The sequence below is a fragment of the Mycobacterium sp. MAC_080597_8934 genome, from assembly GCF_000523975.1.
Taxonomy (GTDB): Bacteria; Actinomycetota; Actinomycetes; order Mycobacteriales; family Mycobacteriaceae; genus Mycobacterium; species Mycobacterium avium.
In genome coordinates this window covers 98280-113185 of record NZ_JAOS01000022.1, presented here as the reverse complement: position 1 = coordinate 113185, position 14906 = coordinate 98280, and the positions used below count along the sequence as shown (strand labels likewise).

Below are 14906 nucleotides of genomic sequence, written 5' to 3'. Positions count from 1 at the left end.
ACGACAGTTTGTAGGACCAGCCCTGACGTCGTCATGATCGACGGCTAAGATTCCTTGGAATAGTGATGTTGGGCCAGTGTCCGATCCGGATGTTTGGAGAAGCTGTTGACAGCCGAAGCGCCCCCCTTGGGAGAACTCGAGGCCGTTCGTCCGTACCCGGACCGCACCGGTCCCAAAGGGAACCTCGTCTACAAACTGATCACGACGACCGATCACAAGATGATCGGCATCATGTACACCGTCACCTGCTTCGCCTTCTTCTTCATCGGCGGGCTGATGGCGTTGCTGATGCGCACCGAGCTGGCCGCGCCGGGGCTGCAGTTCCTGTCGAACGAGCAGTTCAACCAGCTGTTCACCATGCACGGCACGATCATGCTGCTGCTGTACGCCACCCCGGTGGTGTTCGGTTTCGCCAACCTGGTGCTGCCGCTGCAGATCGGCGCGCCCGACGTGGCCTTCCCGCGGCTCAACGCCTTCTCGTTCTGGCTGTTCCTGTTCGGCGGGCTGATCGCGGCGTCCGGCTTCATCGTGCCGGGCGGGGCCGCCGACTTCGGCTGGACCGCCTACACCCCGCTGTCTGACGCCGTGCACTCGCCCGGCGCCGGGGGAGACCTGTGGATCACCGGCCTGATCGTCGCCGGTCTGGGCACCATCCTGGGTGCGGTCAACATGATCACCACCGTGGTCTGCATGCGCGCGCCCGGCATGACGATGTTCCGGATGCCGATCTTCACCTGGAACATCCTGGTGACCTCGATCCTGATCCTGATCGCCTTCCCGATCCTGACCGCGGCGCTGTTCGGGCTGGCCGCCGACCGCCATCTGGGCGCCCATGTCTACGACGCCGCCAACGGCGGAGTTCTGTTGTGGCAGCACCTGTTCTGGTTCTTCGGCCATCCCGAGGTGTACATCATCGCGTTGCCGTTCTTCGGGATCATCACCGAGATCATCCCGGTGTTCGCGCGCAAGCCGGTGTTCGGCTACACCACGCTGGTGTACGCGACGCTGTCGATCGCGGCGCTGTCGGTCGCGGTGTGGGCGCACCACATGTTCGCCACCGGAGCCGTTCTGCTGCCGTTCTTTTCGTTCATGACGTACCTGATCGCGGTGCCGACCGGGATCAAGTTCTTCAACTGGATCGGCACGATGTGGAAGGGGCAGTTGACGTTTGAGACGCCGATGCTGTTCTGCGTCGGCTTCCTGCTCACCTTCCTGCTGGGTGGTCTGACCGGCGTGATGCTGGCCAGCCCGCCGCTGGACTTCCACGTCACCGACACCTATTTCGTGGTCGCGCACTTCCACTACGTGCTGTTCGGCACCATCGTGTTCGCCACCTTCGCGGGGGTCTACTTCTGGTTCCCGAAGATGACCGGCCGCCTGCTCGACGAGCGGCTGGGCAAGCTGCACTTCTGGTTGACGTTCATCGGGTTCCACACCACCTTCCTGGTGCAGCACTGGCTGGGCGATTTGGGCATGCCGCGCCGCTACGCCGACTACCTGCCCAGCGACGGCTTCCAGCCCTACAACGTCGCCTCCACGGTCGGGGCGTTCATCCTGGGCGCCTCGATGTTCCCGTTCGTCTGGAACGTCTTCAAGAGCTGGCGCTACGGCGAGGTCGTCACCGTCGACGACCCGTGGGGCTACGGCAACTCGCTGGAGTGGGCGACCAGCTGCCCGCCGCCGCGGCACAACTTCACCGAGCTGCCCCGAATCCGTTCGGAGCGGCCGGCATTCGAGTTGCACTACCCGCACATGGTGGAACGGCTGCGTGCCGAGGCGCACGTGGGTCGCGCGCACGGCCCGGCGGACAAGGACGTCACCCGGCTGGACGACGTCCAGGTCCGCAGCTGATGGCCTGACGGGCGGCTGCCGGGCGTGAACTCACCACCCAAGGTGTCGGTGCTGATCACCGTCACCGGCGTGGACCAGCCGGGCGTGACGGCGACCCTGTTCGAGGTGCTGTCGCGGCACGGGGTCGAGCTGCTCAACGTCGAACAGGTGGTGATCCGGCACCGGCTGACGCTGGGGGTGCTGGTGTGCTGCCCCGCCGACGTCGCCGACGGGCCCGCGCTGCGCCACGACGTGGAGGCGGCCATCCGCAAGGTCGGCCTGGATGTCAGCATCGAACGCAGCGACGACGTGCCGATCATCCGGGAGCCCTCGACGCACACCATCTTCGTGCTGGGCCGGCCCATCACCGCGGCCGCGTTCGGCGCGGTGGCCCGCGAGGTGGCCGCGCTGGGCGTCAACATCGACCTGATCCGCGGCGTGTCCGACTATCCGGTGATCGGGCTGGAGCTGCGGGTCTCGGTGCCGCCGGGGGCCGACGGGGCGCTGCGCACCGCGCTGAACCGGGTGTCCAGCGAGGAGCACGTCGACGTCGCCGTCGAGGACTACACCCTGGAACGGCGGGCCAAGCGGCTCATCGTGTTCGACGTGGACTCGACGCTGGTGCAGGGCGAGGTCATTGAGATGCTGGCGGCCAAGGCGGGCGCCGAGGGCCAGGTCGCCGCGATCACCGACGCCGCGATGCGTGGCGAGCTGGACTTCGCGCAGTCGCTGCAGCAGCGGGTGGCCACGCTCGCCGGCCTGCCCGCCACGGTGATCGACGAGGTGGCCGGCCAGCTGGAGCTGATGCCCGGCGCCCGGACCACGCTGCGCACGCTGCGCCGGCTGGGGTATGCCTGCGGCGTGGTGTCCGGGGGCTTCCGCCGGATCATCGAGCCGCTGGCCGAGGAGCTGATGCTGGACTACGTGGCGGCCAATGAGCTGGAGATCGTGGACGGCACACTCACCGGCCGGGTGGTCGGGCCGATCATCGATCGGGCCGGAAAGGCCACGGCGCTAAGGGAATTCGCGCAGCGGGCCGGGGTGCCCATGGCGCAGACCGTCGCCGTGGGCGACGGCGCCAACGACATCGACATGCTGGCCGCGGCCGGGCTGGGCATCGCGTTCAACGCCAAGCCGGCGCTGCGCGAGGTCGCCGACGCGTCGCTGAGCCACCCGTATCTGGACACGGTGCTGTTCCTGCTCGGGGTGACCCGCGGCGAGATCGAGGCCGCCGACGCGATCGACGGCGAAGTGCGCCGAGTCGAGATCCCGCCGGAGTAAGCACGGCGAGTAATCGCGGCGACCCGGCAGGTGTGCGGGCGTCGCGGTACGGCACGATGGTCGGGTGCCCGAAAACGACAGTGCGGCAGCCGACCCCGATCTGCTGATCGAGTTGCGCGACGTGTCGCTGCGGCGCGGCGGCAACGTCTTGGTCGGGCCGCTGGACTGGGCGGTCGAACTGGACGAGCGGTGGGTGATCGTCGGGCCCAACGGGGCCGGCAAGACCTCGCTGCTGCGGATCGCCGCGGCGGCCGAACACCCTTCGTCGGGCGTGGCTTTCGTGCTCGGCGAGCGGCTGGGCCGGGTCGACGTGACGGAGTTGCGGTCGCGGATCGGTCTGTCGTCCTCGGCGCTGGCGCAGCGGGTGCCCAGCGACGAGGTGGTGCGCAATCTGGTCGTGTCGGCCGGCTACGCGGTGCTGGGCCGGTGGCGGGAGCGCTACGAGGACATCGACTACCGCCGGGCCGTCGACATGCTCGAGAGCCTGGGCGCCGAGCACCTGGCCGACCGCAGCTACGGGACGCTGTCCGAAGGCGAGCGCAAGCGGGTGCTGATCGCCCGCGCGCTGATGACCGACCCCGAGCTGCTGCTGCTCGACGAGCCCGCCGCGGGCCTGGACCTGGGCGGCCGTGAGGAGCTGGTGGCGCGGCTGGCCGACCTGGCCGCCGACCCCGACGCACCCGCGCTGGTGCTGGTCACCCATCACGTCGAGGAGATACCGCCGGGTTTCAGTCACTGCATGCTGCTCTCGGAGGGTCGGGTGGTCGCCGCCGGACTGCTGACCGACGTGCTCACCTCGGAGAATCTGTCCACCGCGTTCGGCCAGGCGATCGCGCTCGACGTCGTCGACGGGCGCTACTTCGCGCGGCGCGTCCGCACCCGCGCAGCCCACCGGAGGCAGCTATGACCTCACCCGAGGAAGCCCCGCTCGTCCCGCGGCCTGCGGCCACCGTGATGCTGGTCCGCGAAGCCCCAACCGGCCTGAAGGTGTTCCTGATGCGACGGCACTCCCGGATGGAGTTCGCGGCCGGGGTGATGGTGTTTCCCGGCGGCGGCGTCGACGAGCGCGACCGCAACGCCGACCTGGGCGGGTTGGGGGCGTGGGCCGGACCGCCGCCGCAGTGGTGGGCGCAGCGCTTCGGCATCGAACCCGACCTGGCCGAGGCGCTGGTGTGCGCGGCGGCCCGCGAGACGTTCGAGGAGTCGGGGGTACTGTTCGCCGGGCCGGCCGGTGCGCCGGACAGCATCGTCGGCGACGCCTCGGTGTACCGCGACGCCCGCCGCGCGCTGGCCGACGGGACGCTGTCGTTCGCGGACTTCCTGCGCACCGAAAAGCTGGAGCTGCGTTCGGATCTGTTGCGGCCGTGGGCCAACTGGGTCACCCCGGAGGCCGAGCGCACCCGCCGCTACGACACCTACTTCTTCGTCGGGGCCCTGCCGCAGGGTCAGCGCGCCGACGGGCAGAACACCGAATCCGACCGGGCGGGCTGGACGACGCCGGAGGCCGCGCTCGAGGACTTCTCGGCCGGCCGCACCTTCCTGCTGCCGCCGACGTGGACACAGCTGGACTCGTTGGCCGGGCGGACCGTCGCGGACGTGCTGGCGGTGCAGCGCCAGATCGCTCCGGTGCAGCCGCATGTGGAGATCCGGGGCGACAACTGGGTGTTCGAGTTCTTCGACTCCGACCGCTACCACCGGGCGCGGGAGGCCGGCGGGCTGGGGTGGCGGCATTGAACGAGTTCGTCAGCGTCGTGGTCAGCGACGGCTCCCGGGACGCCGGGCTGGCGATGTTGCTGGTGTCGCGCCCGCCGACCAACGCGTTGAGCCGCCAGGTGTACCGCGAGGTGATCGCGGCGGCCGACGAGCTCGGGCGGCGCGACGACGTGGCCGCGGTGATCCTGTTCGGCGGCCACGAGATCTTCTCCGCCGGCGACGACATGCCCGAGCTGCGCACGCTGCGCGGCGCCGAGGCCGAGACCGCGGCCCGGGTCCGCCGCGACGCCATCGACGCCGTGGCGGCCATCCCCAAGCCGACCGTGGCCGCGATCACCGGCTACGCGTTGGGCGCCGGGCTCACCCTGGCGCTGGCCGCCGACTGGCGGATCAGCGGCGACAACGTCAAATTCGGCGCGACCGAGATCCTGGCCGGCCTGGTGCCCGGCGGTGACGCGCTGGCCCGCCTGACCCGGGTGGCCGGCGCGAGCAAGGCCAAGGAGCTGGTGTTCAGCGGCCGGTTCTTTGACGCCGAGGAGGCCCTGGCGCTGGGGCTGATCGACGAAATGGTGGCCCCCGACGACGTGTACGACGCCGCCGCGGCGTGGGCGCGCCGGTTTCTGGACGGCCCGCGGCACGCGCTGGCCGCCGCCAAGGCCGGTGTCGACGCCGTGTTCGAGCTGCCCCGCGCCGAGCGGCTCGCCGCCGAACAGCGGCGCTACGTGGAGGTGTTCTCCGCTGGTCAGGGCGGCGACGCGGGGGCGGATCCGCACGGCGGTTAGGCTTGCCCTTCATGACCAGATCGACCGACGCCGTTCCGACGCCGCACGCCACCGCCGAACAGGTGGAAGCCGCCCGGCACGACAGCAAGCTGGCCCAGGTGCTCTACCACGACTGGGAAGCCGAGACCTACGACGAGAAGTGGTCGATCTCCTATGACCAGCGCTGCATCGACTACGCGCGCGGCCGCTTCGACGCCATCGTCCCCGAGCACGTGCTGCGCGAGCTGCCCTACGACCGAGCACTCGAATTGGGTTGTGGCACAGGGTTTTTCCTGCTCAACCTGATCCAGTCCGGGGTGGCGCGGCGCGGGTCGGTGACCGACCTTTCGCCGGGCATGGTCAAGGTCGCCACCCGCAACGGGCAGTCGCTGGGCCTGGACATCGACGGCCGGGTCGCCGACGCCGAGGGCATCCCCTACGAGGACGACACCTTCGACCTGGTCGTCGGCCACGCCGTGCTGCACCACATCCCCGACGTCGAGCTGTCGCTGCGGGAGGTGATCCGGGTGCTGCGCCCGGGCGGCCGGTTCGTCTTCGCCGGCGAGCCGACCAGCGCCGGCGACGTCTACGCCCGCGAGCTGTCCACGCTGACCTGGCGGATCGCCACCAACGTCACCAAGCTTCCCGGGCTGGGCAGCTGGCGGCGCCCGCAGGCCGAACTCGACGAATCCTCCCGGGCCGCCGCGCTGGAGGCCATCGTCGACCTGCACACCTTCACCCCCGGCGACCTGGAGCGGATGGCGGCCAACGCCGGCGCCACCGAGGTGCGCACCGTCAGCGAGGAGTTCACCGCCGCGATGTTCGGCTGGCCGGTGCGCACCTTCGAGGCCTCGGTGCCGCCCGGGCGGTTGGGCTGGGGCTGGGCGAAATTCGCGTTCAACGGCTGGAAGACGCTGAGCTGGGTGGACGCCAACATCTGGCGCCGGGTGGTCCCGAAGGGCTGGTTCTACAACGTGATGGTGACCGGGGTCAAACCCACCTGAGTGTTCAGCCTCCCCGACGTCGCTTACCTGCGGTCCGATGCGGGTGTGGGCGCCCTGGCGGCCGTCGCCGAACTCGAGCTGAGCGACGCGACCCGGATCGCTGACATCGCGGCCGCCCGCGCCCGATTCGGCGAGCGGACCCCGCTGCTGGTGGAGACCGTGCTGTTGCGCCGCCGCGCCTCGGAGAAACTGGGCGAGCTAGGCGTGTCGGACTGGCTGTTCACCGACGAGGCGTTGCAGCAGGCCACCGCGGCGCCGGTGGCGGTGCACCGGGCCGGGCGGCTGGCCGGGCCGGGCGTCGTTGTGCACGACGTGACCTGTTCGATTGGCACCGAACTGGCCGCGCTGCGCGCCCGTGGGGTGACGGCGGTGGGCAGCGACATCGATCCGGTGCGGCTGGCGATGGCGCGCCACAACATCGGCTCGGCGGCCTGGCTGTGCCGCGCCGACGCGCTGCACCCGGTCACCCGCGACGCCGTGCTCATCGTCGACCCCGCGCGACGCGTTGACGGTCGGCGGCGGTTGCGCATCGATGACTACCAGCCCGGCCTCAGCCCGCTGCTGGACAGCTACCGCGGCCGGGATTTCGTCGTAAAGTGTGCTCCCGGAATCGATTTCGAACAGGTGCGACGGCTCGGCTTCGCCGGGGAGATCGAGGTGACGTCGTATCGCGGTTCGGTCCGGGAGGCGTGCCTGTGGTCGGCGAGGTTGACCGAGTCCGGGGTGCGGCGGCGGGCGACGGTGCTCGATCGCGGCGAACAGATCACCGACGCCGACCCGGACGACTGCCCGGTGCGCCCGGTCGGGCGCTGGATCGTCGACCCGGACGGCGCCGTGGTGCGGGCCGGGCTGGTGCGCCACTACGGCGCCCGGCACGGGCTGTGGCAGCTCGACCCCGACATCGCCTACCTCTCCGGCGATCGGCTGCCCGCGACGGTGCGCGGGTTGCGGGTGCTCGAGCAGCTGGCCTTCGACGAACGACGGCTTCGGCAGGCGTTGACGGCCTCGGACTGCGGGGCGCTGGAGGTGTTGGTGCGCGGGGTGCGGGTGGACCCCGACGCGCTGCGCAAACGGATGCGGCTGCGCGGGAGTCGCCCGCTGTCGGTGGTGATCACCCGGATCGGCGCGCGGACCTCCGGGCAGGTGACGGCGTTCGTCTGCCAACCCTCCCGGTAGCGCCCGGGTACGCTGGCGGCGGTCCCATTTCCGCCGCCCCCGCCCTGGCATGTCTGCGAGGACAAATCCACGATGCGTTATCTGCTAGCCGCTGCGTTGCTCGCGCCGGCGGTCTTGTTGGGCTGGCCGGCCGCCGCCGAGCCCCCGTCGTGCGCCGCCCTCGGCGGCAGCCTCGAGGACGGGCAGATGTGCCGGCTGCGCGCCGCCGGGCCCAACTACACCATCAACATGGTGTTTCCCGCCGACTACCCCGACGAGCAGGCCCTGACCGACTACATCACCCAGAACCGGGACGGCTTCGTCAACGTCGCGCAGAGTTCCGGCGGGCGGGATCAGCCCTACCAGTTGGAGGCCACCACCGAGCAGCACAGCGCCGGGCAGCCGCCGCACAACACCCGCAGCGTCGTGCTCAAGTTCTTCCAGGACGTCGGGGGAACCCGGTCGTCGATCTGGTACAAGGCGTTCAACTACAACCTGGGCACCAAGCAGCCGCTGACCTTCGACAATCTGTTTGCGCCCAACGCCGCCCCGCTGGACGCGATCTTCCCGATCGTGCAGCGCGACCTGGAACGCCAAACCCCGTTGGGCGCCGCGATTTTGCCCTCCACCGGGCATGACCCGTCGCACTACCAGAACTTCGCCATCACCGACGACCAGCTGATCTTCTACTTCGCCCCCGGCGAGATGCTGCCGGCGTTCGGCGGGCCGGTGCAGGCCCAGGTGCCGCGCAACGCGATCCCACCGCTGGCGATCTAACCGGCTCAGACCGGTCCGGCCCGCAGCTCCATCGCCGCGGCGGCGACCGCCAGCGCCACCTGCGCCAGGCAGCCGATGATCGGGACGAAAAACGCCCGCTTGCGGCGCACCAGCAAGACCACCGCGACCGCGATGTCGATGACCAGCAGGGTCGCGCCGGCCCAGATGTTCAGGTTCATGGCCCGGTCGATCCAGGCGGGGTCGCCGCACTTCTGATAGCCGCACGGGTCGGTGCTCATCACCAGCAGTCCCAGCAGCACGTAGGTCGCCGCGAACAGGCCGCCGTGCACGACCAGCAACACCAGCGTGGCCACCAGGTCGGCGGTGTTGGTGGTGGCGACGTCACCGGTCCGGGGGCTGGTCGTTGGGTCGTCGATCGGCACGCCAACAGTATGGCCGGCTCAGGCCGGTGCGAAACCGTAAACCTGACCGTCGCTGATCGCGGCCACCACCCGGCGATCGCTGCCGACCGAAACGCCCAGCGGATAGCCGGTCGCCGCCGGCAGCGGATAGCTGTTCAGCGTGTGGCCGTCACCGGGATCGAAAACCAGCACCGACATCCCGGCGCGCCGTTGGCCGGCGGCCCGCTGACCACCGTGTAGCCGACACCCGCCAGGCTGGACGACGACAGCGGGATCAGGTCGTCGCGGCGCCACACCTGGTCGGCGTGGTCGCCGGCGTCCCGGAACGCCGCCAGCCGGGTGTCCGGGCCGCCGCCCGCCACGATCAGCCCCTGCGGGGTGACCGCCGGCGGCGTCTGCGCCAAAAATCCCAGCGGCGCCGACCACTTCACCTTCGCGTCCGCCGCGCGCAGCGCCCACAGCCGCTGGTCGCGCCCGTTGACGTAGACCGTCGACCCGTCCGCGGACAGCACCGGGCTGGCGATGACACCGGCGCCCACCGCGTCGCTGGTCCACTCCCGGGTCAGCAGCGGGGACTGCCCGGGGTGATACTTCAGCCCCACCAGGCCCGCGCTGGGCGCGCCCGGCTGCCAGACGCCGAGCACCACCATCCCGGTGGCCGCCGAGAAGGCGGGGGCGGCGGGCACCGGGCAATCCGGGCGGGCCGGCGCGCAATCGGCCAGCCCGCGCGTCGCGTCGGTGGGATCGACGCCGTCCACCAGATCCAGCGGGCTGCCGGCCACCTGGCCGCGATGGGAGTCGAAGACCAGCACCTGTCCCAGATGCGTGACCACCAGCAACTGGCCGTGCCCGAGGAACCGCGGGGTGGTGGGCATGCCGATCACCGGCTGGCGCCAGCGGGTCCACTGGGTCACCGGAAACGACAGGAACGCCCCGGGCTGGCCGACGTAGAGGTTGTCGAAGCCGTCGAGCAGCGGACCGGCGAAGCCGCCGCCCTGGACCAGCCGCACGCACCACCGCTGCCGGCCGTTGTCGGTGTTCTCCCACTCCATCAGCGAACAGCCGGCCGGGGTCTGGGCGTTGAGGCCCAGGTAACCGCGGGCGCTCAGCGCCGGCCCGGCGGCCAGGCTGCCCTTGACCGAGCGGGTCCACTGCAACGCGAGCTTGCTGGCCCCGCCGGTGCTGGTGTAGCCGCTGTTGGCGGCGTCGGCGTACTGGGCGGGCCAGCCTTGCGCGGCCGACGCTTCCACCCACGAGTCGGTGTTGCCGCACGCGCCGGCCCCCGTCGTGACGACCGCCGCCAGCAGCATCGATGACCATCGCCGAAGACGGCTGAGGAGTTGTCGGGCAAGCACCTCGATTTCCCAAATCCTTCCGCGGCCGTCGGCTTGACTCGCCTCGATGAGCAGCGATCGAGTACAGGTGAGGGTAACCCGTGGCTGCTTCGATAGGCTGTCCGGCCATGACGACCATGTGGGGCGCTCCACTCCATCGCCGTTGGCGTGGATCGAATCTGCGCGACCCGCGCCAGGCCAAGTTCCTCACCCTGGCCTCGCTGAAATGGGTGCTGCGCAACCGCGCCTACACCCCCTGGTACCTGGTGCGGTATTGGCGGCTGCTGAAGTTCAAGCTGGCCAACCCGCACATCATTACCCGCGGCATGGTGTTTCTGGGCAAGGGCGTGGAGATCCATGCCACGCCCGAGCTCGCGCAGCTTGAGATCGGCCGCTGGGTGCACATCGGCGACAAGAACACCATCCGCGCGCACGAGGGCTCGCTGCGGTTCGGTGACAAGGTGGTGCTGGGCCGCGACAACGTGATCAACGCCTACCTGGACATCGAGCTCGGCGATTCGGTGTTGATGGCCGACTGGTGCTACGTCTGCGATTTCGACCACCGCATGGACGACATCAACGTCCCGATCAAGGACCAGGGGATCGTCAAGTCCCCGGTCCGCATCGGGCCGGACACCTGGGTGGGGGTGAAGGTGACGGTGCTGCGCGGCACTTCCATCGGGCGCGGCTGCGTGCTCGGCTCGCACGCGGTGGTCCGCGGTGTCATCCCGGACTACTCGATCGCGGTCGGCGCACCGGCCAAGGTGGTCAAGAATCGTCAGCTGTCCTGGGAGAGTTCGGCCGCGCAGCGGGCCGAGCTGGCCGCCGCGCTGGCCGACATCGAACGAAAGAAGGCCTCCCGCTAGCTTTTTGGTTGCGGCTGCGCGTCCACCTTGAAATGGAAGTTGACGTCGCCCGCGTCGACGTCGGTGACGGTCACCAGCACGGCGGTTCACATGCTCCGATAGCGGCGCAGCGCTTCGGCGCGTTCGGTCGCGTGGTCGACGATCGGCGCCGGGTAACCGGGCGGTCGCTCGCCGGTGCGCAGGTGTGGGTCGTCGGCGCACCGCAATTCGGGCACCCAGCGGCGGATGTAGTCGCCGGAGGGATCGAATTTTTCGCCCTGGGCGGCGGGGTTGAACACCCGGAAGTAGGGTGCGGCGTCGGTGCCGCAGCCCGCACACCATTGCCAGCCATGCTGGTTGTTCGCCAGGTCGCCGTCCACCAACTGCTGCAGAAACCAGTGCGCGCCCCACTGCCAGGGCAGGTGAAGGTCCTTCACCAGGAAAGAGGCAACGGTCATGCGCACCCGGTTGTGCATGAATCCGGTCTGGCGCAGCTGGCGCATTCCGGCGTCGACGAACGGAAAACCGGTTTCGCCGGCCTTCCAGGCCTCGAAGCGGCGGCCGGCCCCGGCGCCGGTGTCGGTGCGGATGGCGTCGAAGGCGCTGTTCCAGTTGCGCCACGCGCTGGCCGGCCGGTGATGCAGCACGTCGGCATAGAAGTCGCGAAAGGCCAACTCCCGCAGGTACGCTCGCGCTCCGGCGGCACGTAGGTCGAGATCGGCGACCAGCGTGCGCGGATGGATGGTGCCGAACTTCAGGTGCGCCGACATCCGGCTGGTGCCCTCGATGTCGGGCCGGTGGCGATCGTCGGCGTAGTTCGCTAACCCGTTGTCCACGAAGGACTTCCACTGGTTTCGCGCCGCCGCCTCACCGGCCGCCAAGTCGAGCGTGGCGCCGGGGTCGGGGATTTCGCAGTCGGTGATGCCCAGCCGCGCCGGATCCAGCCAGCGCGCGGATGCGGCGCCGGTTTTCGCCGGTGGTCGCCAGCCGGTGTCGCGCCACCGCCGCAGAAACGGGGTGAACACCTGGTAGGGCGAGCCGTCCGGCTTGGTGACGCGGCCCGGCGCAACGAGATACGGCGATCCGGTCGCTACCAGCGGGACCGACGCCAGCGCCGCGCGCACCCGGGCGTCCCGGCGCTTCCCGAACGGCGTGAAGTCCTCCGAGACGTGCACCGACGAGGCGCCGATTGCCTTGGCGATTCCGGGAATTCGGATGTCGGGCCGCCCGCGGGTGACAAGCAGCCGACCGTCCAGCTCGTCGCGCAGCACCCGCAGCGAGTCGCCCAGGAACTGCAGCCGGCGCGGCCCGGACGACCTCTGCAGCCGCGGATCGAGCACGAAGCAGGCGAGCACCTCGTCACTGTCCGCCGCGGCCGACAGCGCCGGATGATCGTGCAGGCGAAGGTCGCGGCGGAACCACAACAGCGCGGGCATCGGCGGTGCGGGCTAACGGTTGAGGCGCCAGATGTGGGTGGACAACACGGTGGCGAAGCCGCACCACAACGGATAGGGCGACAACGCCAGGGCGCCGCGCGACGTGGCCGCGATATCGGCGTACAGCGTGGTCCACGCGAGGGGAAACGCGGCGCGGGGCGGTTGATAGGCGGGCTGGCGCAGCCGCGCATACCACCGCGGGTCGGCCTTGGCGCCGGCCAGGCTTCCGGCGCCGGCGTCCGCGGCGACGGCCAGGCTGGTTGCGCCGAGTATCGACCTGTTCACGGCGTGCTCCGTTCGTGTCGAGAGGGGTTGTTGGGCCACCAGATTCGGTCGCCGACGAGGGTGAACAACGCCGGGATCACCAGGGTGCGCACCACGAAGGTGTCCAGCAGAATGCCGAGGCCGACGATGATGCCCAACTGCGTCAGGACCATCAGCGGCAACACCGCGAGCACGCAGAACACCGCGGCCAAAACGATTCCGGCGCTGGTGATCACACCACCGGTGGCCGCCACCGCCTCGACCATGCCCTGCCGGGTCCCGTGCCGGGCGGCTTCCTCGCGGGCGCGGGTGACCAGGAAGATGGTGTAGTCCACGCCGAGGGCGGCCAGGAACAGGAATGCGAACAGCGGCGTGGTGTAGTCCAGCGCCGGAAAACCGAACAGGTGCAGGCTGACCCAGCCGCCCAGGCCGAGTGCGCCCAGCGCGCCCAGCATCGTCGCGACCAGCAGGACCGGCGGCGCCATCACCGACCGCAGCAGCACGGCGAGGACGATCAGGATGACGGCCAGGATCGCGGGGATCATCAGCACCCGGTCGTGGGTGGCGGCATCGCGAACATCGAGGGCCGCCGCGTCGGCCCCGCCCACCAGCGCGCCGGAGTCGGCGGCTCGCATCGAATTCCGCAGCGCGGCAACGATATCGAACGCGCGAACCGACGACGGTGGCGCGTCGATCACCACCGACCACTGCGTCAACCCGGAGGGCGAACGGCCGGACTCGGTCGCCGAGACCACACCGGGGGTGGCCGCGATCGCCTGGTGCACGGCCGCAGCATGGCCGGTGTCGGCGACGACCAGCGTCGGGTTGGCCAAACCGGCCGGAAAGTGCTGGGCCAGCACGTGATAACCGGCCACCGAATCCGCCCGGACACGGAACTGTTCGGTCTGTGACAACCCGATCCGGGTCCCCCACAATCCACCACCCAGGGCCGCCAGCACCGCGACCGCGGCCACCGCGACCAGCGCGGGACGCCCGGCCACCCATTCCGCGACCCGGCGCCACGCCCCGGACTCGGTCGCCGGCCGGTCCACCGGAATGAACGGCCAGAACAACCGCCGGCCGCACACCGCCAACAGCGGGGGCAGGACCACCAGCACCGAAACCGCGGCGATCATCAGACCGCACGCCGCCAGCGCGCCCAGACTGCGGGTGCTGGGGGTGGCCGCGAGCAGCAGGGTGAGCAGCGCCAGCACCACGGTCGCGTTGCTGGCGACGATGGCCGGTCCCGCCCGGTGCACGGCCCGGCGCAGGGCGTCACGATGGCCGGCATGGCGGTGCAGTTCCTGGCGGTAGCGCGAAATCAGCAACAGTGCGTAATTGGTGCCGGCGCCGAAAACCAGCACGCTGGTGATCCCGGAGGTGGCGCCGTCGAAGCTCAACCCGGTGAGCGACGCCACCGCGGTGCCAACTGCCGCGGCCACCCGGTCGGCGAAGGCGACCACCAGCAGCGGGACCAGCCACAGCACGGGGGAGCGGTAGGTGGCGATCAGCAGCAGCGCCACCACCGAGGCGGTCACCGCGAGCAGGGTGACGTTGGCGTGCGTGAACGCGCCGGCGATGTCGGCGCCGAACGCCGGCCCGCCGGTGACGTGCACCTGCAAATCCGCCGCCAGCCCCCTCGCGGCGGCCGTGCGCAGCGCGCTGACCGCATCGTTGAGGGCCAGACCCGACAAGGTGGTGCTCAGCGGCACGATGCCCAGGGCGGCCTTGCCGTCTTGCGAGGGCGTCAGCGGCTGCGCCGGTGCGGCGCCGGGTTGCGCGGCGGCCTGGGCGCGGTCACGGGCCGCCCGGGCCGCGCCGAGATCGGCGGGGCCGAGCACGGCGCCGTCGGCGCGGCTGACCACCACGATCAGCGGGGTCCGGTCGCCGCCGGGGAACTGCCCGGCCAGCGCGGTGACCCGGGCGGACGGCGAGTGCTGCGGCAGTGACTGCGGCGCCTGGCCCGCCGCCGTGTTCGGCCCGACCAGAGCCATCACGCCGACGCCGGCCAGCACCGCGACCGCGGCCAGCAGCCAGGAACGCGGACCGGTCACGGCGGCGGCCACGCGTTCCCACACCACGAAATCAAGCCTTTCAGTTTATTAAACATTAATCAACTGAAATGACGCGTCGTACGCCGATGC

The 14906-nt window shown here is 70.5% G+C and carries 13 protein-coding genes and 1 pseudogene; 9 read left to right on the top strand and 5 right to left on the bottom strand.

All coding sequences use genetic code 11. The features are described from left to right. Window positions 1–105 precede the first annotated feature (105 nt). From ctaD to NF20_RS12200, 8 genes are all read left to right on the top strand, one after another. Entirely contained in the window at window positions 106–1851 is a 1746-nt protein-coding gene (gene ctaD, locus NF20_RS12235; protein WP_003878775.1) for a cytochrome c oxidase subunit I, read from the top strand. 24 nt (window positions 1852–1875) lie between these two features. After that, a complete protein-coding gene (gene serB / locus NF20_RS12230) occupies window positions 1876–3111 on the top strand; it encodes a phosphoserine phosphatase SerB (RefSeq protein ID WP_003878774.1) in 1236 nt (411 codons plus the stop codon). 64 nt (window positions 3112–3175) lie between these two features. After that, window positions 3176–4018 (top strand): ABC transporter ATP-binding protein, encoded by an 843-nt coding sequence (locus NF20_RS12225; RefSeq protein WP_023896004.1) that lies wholly within the window; start codon window positions 3176–3178, stop codon window positions 4016–4018. Continuing rightward, window positions 4015–4845, top strand: a complete 831-nt coding sequence (locus tag NF20_RS12220) for an NUDIX hydrolase (RefSeq protein ID WP_011725745.1) — start codon at window positions 4015–4017, stop codon at window positions 4843–4845. Before NF20_RS12225 ends, NF20_RS12220 begins: the two co-directional genes overlap by 4 nt. Beyond that, on the top strand, window positions 4842–5606 hold the full coding sequence (locus NF20_RS12215; RefSeq protein ID WP_042632829.1) for an enoyl-CoA hydratase: 765 nt from the start codon (window positions 4842–4844) through the stop codon (window positions 5604–5606). Before NF20_RS12220 ends, NF20_RS12215 begins: the two co-directional genes overlap by 4 nt. Before the next feature lie 11 nt (window positions 5607–5617). Then, window positions 5618–6589: a class I SAM-dependent methyltransferase gene (locus tag NF20_RS12210; RefSeq protein WP_003874949.1), complete on the top strand. Its 972-nt coding sequence runs from the start codon at window positions 5618–5620 to the stop codon at window positions 6587–6589. Then, window positions 6590–7765, top strand: coding sequence for a THUMP-like domain-containing protein (locus NF20_RS12205; RefSeq protein WP_019732514.1), 1176 nt, complete (start codon window positions 6590–6592; stop codon window positions 7763–7765). Window positions 7766–7837: 72 nt separating this feature from the next. Next, a complete protein-coding gene (locus NF20_RS12200) occupies window positions 7838–8521 on the top strand; it encodes an esterase (RefSeq protein ID WP_019732513.1) in 684 nt (227 codons plus the stop codon). A gap of 5 nt (window positions 8522–8526) precedes the next feature. On the opposite strand, the gene NF20_RS12195 is transcribed toward NF20_RS12200, so the two are convergent. Both NF20_RS12195 and NF20_RS12190 read right to left on the bottom strand, forming a co-directional pair. Beyond that, the gene (locus tag NF20_RS12195) at window positions 8527–8904 is read right to left on the bottom strand and encodes a hypothetical protein (RefSeq protein ID WP_019732512.1); all 378 of its coding nucleotides are present in this window, start codon (window positions 8902–8904) and stop codon (window positions 8527–8529) included. Between the two features lie 18 nt (window positions 8905–8922). Then, window positions 8923–10193 (bottom strand): annotated as a pseudogene (locus NF20_RS12190) (PQQ-binding-like beta-propeller repeat protein). Between the two features lie 152 nt (window positions 10194–10345). Here NF20_RS12190 and NF20_RS12185 point away from each other — a divergent pair. Then, window positions 10346–11083 (top strand): acyltransferase, encoded by a 738-nt coding sequence (locus NF20_RS12185; RefSeq protein WP_003874955.1) that lies wholly within the window; start codon window positions 10346–10348, stop codon window positions 11081–11083. A gap of 86 nt (window positions 11084–11169) precedes the next feature. Here the strand turns inward: NF20_RS12185 and NF20_RS12180 are convergent, their stop codons facing one another. From NF20_RS12180 to NF20_RS12170, 3 genes are read right to left on the bottom strand one after another with little or no spacing between them, the layout of a single operon-like run. Further along, window positions 11170–12498 carry a cryptochrome/photolyase family protein gene (locus tag NF20_RS12180; protein ID WP_019732510.1) on the bottom strand — a complete coding sequence of 443 codons (1329 nt, stop codon included), beginning with the start codon at window positions 12496–12498 and terminating at the stop codon, window positions 11170–11172. Between the two features lie 12 nt (window positions 12499–12510). After that, window positions 12511–12783 carry a tryptophan-rich sensory protein gene (locus NF20_RS12175; protein WP_019732509.1) on the bottom strand — a complete coding sequence of 91 codons (273 nt, stop codon included), beginning with the start codon at window positions 12781–12783 and terminating at the stop codon, window positions 12511–12513. Then, on the bottom strand, window positions 12780–14843 hold the full coding sequence (locus NF20_RS12170) for an MMPL family transporter (RefSeq protein ID WP_033712615.1): 2064 nt from the start codon (window positions 14841–14843) through the stop codon (window positions 12780–12782). Before NF20_RS12170 ends, NF20_RS12175 begins: the two co-directional genes overlap by 4 nt. Window positions 14844–14906 lie beyond the last annotated feature (63 nt).

What these genes read in the sequence shown, in the direction of transcription:
- NF20_RS12220 (WP_011725745.1), top strand. Translation starts at nt 4,015, where the DNA reads ATGACCTCACCCGAGGAAGCCCCGCTCGTCCCGCGGCCTGCGGCCACC.
- NF20_RS12210 (WP_003874949.1), top strand. Translation starts at nt 5,618, where the DNA reads ATGACCAGATCGACCGACGCCGTTCCGACGCCGCACGCCACCGCCGAA.
- NF20_RS12200 (WP_019732513.1), top strand. Translation starts at nt 7,838, where the DNA reads ATGCGTTATCTGCTAGCCGCTGCGTTGCTCGCGCCGGCGGTCTTGTTG.
- NF20_RS12185 (WP_003874955.1), top strand. Translation starts at nt 10,346, where the DNA reads ATGACGACCATGTGGGGCGCTCCACTCCATCGCCGTTGGCGTGGATCG.
- NF20_RS12180 (WP_019732510.1), bottom strand. Translation starts at nt 12,498, where the DNA reads ATGCCCGCGCTGTTGTGGTTCCGCCGCGACCTTCGCCTGCACGATCAT.